Consider the following 3,449-nt stretch of genomic DNA (forward strand, 5'->3'; position numbering starts at 1 on the left):
GCGCAGATCCCGAATCTCTTGCCGCATCTCTCTCATCTCCTCCGCCATTTGGTCGGTGCGCCGTTCCAGAGCTTCCGTGCGCCGTTCAATAGCCCGGGTGCGCTCGTCAAACCGATCCATTGACTCGCGAAAGAACTGCGCCAGCATTGCCTGTCCCTCCCGCAGCTCTTGAATGAGGAGCTGCTGGTTTTGTTGGACAAGGCGCAGCTCCTGCTGGGCAGCCTGCAATTCTCTTTGGGAGGCTTGTAACTCTTGGATGGCTTGAATCAGCCACTGCTCTTGCTCAGGCGTCATGGTTGTCGGGTGTTGCAGAATAAGGAAATCCTACCACCCTGAATCTCCCCTCTTGCCCTGGGAGAGGGGCTGGGGGTGGCTGTGTCAGCGGCGCGGAGCGCTTGGGCCACCCAAAACAAAAACCCCTCTCTCTTTAATAAAGAGGGGCCGGGGGTGAGGACGGAAATTCAAGCTCGATCAGTAAAGGGCTTCTTCTTGGTGGGTGATGATGGTGCAGTCGGAAGTAGGGTAAGCCACACAGGTCAGCACATAGCCCTGCTCGATCTGATCATCATCCAGGAAGGACTGATCGCTTTGATCCACTGTGCCGCTCACCAGCTTGCCGGCACAGGTCGAACAGGCACCGGCGCGGCAGGAATAGGGCAGCTCGATCCCTTGCTCTTCCGCCACGTCCAAAATGTACTCGTCATCCGGCACATCGATGGTGACGTTTAAGCCTTGCTCCTCGTTGATCAGAGTGACCTTATAGGTAGCCATCCTGGTTGGGTCTCCAGAAAAAACATCCACTCCTCATCCTGCCACCCTTCTGCCCCAGATCAAGCACCCTTTTGTGAGGAAATAGGCAAATCTTCCGGTTTTTTGCAGGTGGATCCGGGAAAGCTTGCCGGGTAAGGGTTCTGGCTGCTCAAGAGGGCTGTTAGCCCGCAGCGTCTGCATGAAGGGTGAACCTCGGCTCCGATGGCAGAACTGCCGCAGATCCCACCGGTCATTCTTCCGCAATCCTCTCTGTTCAACTTGGACTTGGCAGGGATCCCTGTAGCTCCTGGGTTGCACCTGGAAAAAAAAATGGCAAGACTTGCCAAGTTGGGCGGATCTGACTGTATGATTTACGGAGTAACCAGAGCAACCGCTGACACAGGCGTGTGTGCGTCTCCCATCCGAGTATCAAGCCCTTAGCCTTCTCAGTTGCTTCGGGTTGGTTGATCGGGTAAGTTAAGGGAAGTGTTCAGCCGAACCCTACTTTTTTGGTTAAGAGGAGAAAAATGAACGGAAAAACGCATAAGTGGCTGTTGAAGTCACTTGGTTCTCTAACCTTGGCGTCTGCCGTGGTGCTTCTGCCCGTGATCTTGACAGGCTGTGGCGAAGACAGTACCAGCTCTGTGGTGCCTGTGCCTCCTCCACCTCCGCCGCCGGCTCCAACTCCGACTCCAGCTCCTACCCCAACTCCCACTCCAGCCCCAGCAGGCAGGGTGGTTGTTACGCCTGAGAGCGATATCAGTCGCATCATTGCCACTTCTGACCGGACGCAGCCTTTGACCATCGTTCTGCAGCCGGGTGTCTATCGCCAGAACATTGTGATTAACCGCAGCAACGTGACGGTACGTGGCGCTACGGGTCTGGTGGACGACGCGGTTGTGGTTGGTGCGGAAACGGGCGCTCCGGTACAGGTGACCAGCAATGCCGCTGGCGTTGTCCTGGAGAACTTCAGCATTCTCAACACCCGCTCCTTGGCACCGATTGAGTACGGCATTAACGCTGAGGAGGCCACAGAAGTTACTGTTACGGGCGTTGACATCGTTCTCTCCCCCACAAGAACCCCTCCAGCTTCCCGTGGGGTAGCCATTGGCTTTGGCTCAGCTGCTGCTGGCGTCACCTCTAAGAACCTGACAGTAACCCGCTCCAACCTCTTTGTGGCTGGCGCAGCTAACTCAGCGGGTATTCGCATTGCCGGCGACAACGCAGGCATCAACCTGCGGGTGGAGACCAACAACATCTTCTTGGGCTACGCTGCAGCTCCCGATGGCGTGCGACCTGAGTTGATTAACTTGGTGCCGCAGGTGCCGCAGGGTGTGGGTGCGGGCTCGGCTGGCATCTTTATCGAGCCTGCCGTTACAGGGCTGAGCTTGGTAACCTTTGCCGGCAACGACATCAGAGCTGCGGCGGCCAACGTCTATGCCATCCGCGACGAGCGAGGCAGCGGCCTCAATGCCGCGGAGCGCCGTGACATCGTTGCTAGAAACACGGGCTTGGTGTTTAACAGCAACACCAGCAACGTTTACCTCTCCATCACCCGCGCGATTGCCGAAGTGGCCGGTCCCAACCCAACGGTAACGGCTGGCCCCGGATCTTTTGTGGACGAGGAAGAAATCGTTCTGCCCGCCAACAGGCCCGGCTTGACCTTGAACTCCATTGACGGCACGAGCACAGTGCAGTCAGTCAAGATCCTGGCCGCTGATGCCACGTTGGGCGGAACGGAGGGCAACGGCTTCCGGATTACTGGCATTTCCCGAGATCCGGACGATGGTGGGCCGGCTAGACCTTACCAAGTAGCCATTGGCGAGTGTGGCCTAGCCAACCTCACCACCCGCAACGTGGAAGTCTCCTTCAACGATTTCACGCGGCCCCCTCGGTCAGATGCCTACGTCTCTGTGCAAGTCTGCGACTTCTCGCAGGCGGAGGTTTACGAAAACCTGCTGCGCGGCTTCACCGTTGCCGGCGTGCATGTGGTGTCGGCTGAGCCAAACGCGGTAACCATTCGCGAGAACCGCTTTGAGCCTTCCATCGGCAGCCCGAACTTCATTGCGGCCATTGTGGATCGGCAGACTCAGGCACCGGGAACTCTGGCTCCTTTTGCCACAGCTTCGGTGACGGGCAACACCTTCAACCTGCCGCCGCAGGGCACTCTGGCTGTCTACGCTCGTCCCGACGTTGACCTCACGCCAACCGCGGCGGGGGCCCTGGGTGGGGAGGGCACCATTCTCAAGGCCTTCTTCAACAACACCATCACGCCCACGCCCATTCCTGGCTTTGCCATGTGCGGTCGCCAAGAAAGCTTGGCGGGAGCCCCGGGCAACCTTCTGAACTTCGTGGATACAGCTCCTTTCACCTCTACTGTCTTTGGCGGGGTGTCGGATGCCCTCTGCTTGGCAGTGGGCTTCGGCCCAGGGACCGGTCTGCAGTTCCAGCCTGGAGGCGCGCCACCGGCAACGCCTACTCCCACGCCTACGCCTACGCCTGCCGGTGTGACGATCACTATCCCAGGCCTGCCTGCTGGTGCTACAGTAACGGTGACAGGAGCAGGAGGTTCCCCCGTTATTGCCACTTCCACCTCCGTATCTAGAGACGAGGCTACCTTCCCAGGGCCATTTACCATCCCCTTTGCTGGCCAGATTCGGGTGACTCCTGCCATTCCTTCGCCATCGGCCATCACGGTC

At 58.5% G+C, this 3,449-nt stretch carries 2 protein-coding genes and 1 pseudogene; 1 reads left to right on the forward strand and 2 read right to left on the reverse strand.

The genetic code is table 11. The features are described from left to right. The coding region (locus tag NW815_RS10480) for a hypothetical protein (protein ID WP_414415986.1) at positions 1-294 on the reverse strand (294 nt) is incomplete at its 3' end. 177 nt (positions 295-471) lie between these two features. After that, on the reverse strand, positions 472-771 hold the full coding sequence (locus NW815_RS10485) for a ferredoxin (RefSeq protein WP_011433206.1): 300 nt from the start codon (positions 769-771) through the stop codon (positions 472-474). 557 nt (positions 772-1,328) lie between these two features. Here NW815_RS10485 and NW815_RS10490 point away from each other — a divergent pair. Next, a pseudogene (locus NW815_RS10490) lies at positions 1,329-3,449 on the forward strand (hypothetical protein); the annotation flags it as partial.

The organism is Synechococcus sp. R6-7 (genome assembly GCF_047461695.1).
In the GTDB taxonomy this organism is placed as follows: Bacteria; Cyanobacteriota; Cyanobacteriia; order Thermostichales; family Thermostichaceae; genus Thermostichus.

What these genes read in the sequence shown, in the direction of transcription:
- NW815_RS10485 (WP_011433206.1), bottom strand. Translation starts at nt 771, where the DNA reads ATGGCTACCTATAAGGTCACTCTGATCAACGAGGAGCAAGGCTTAAAC.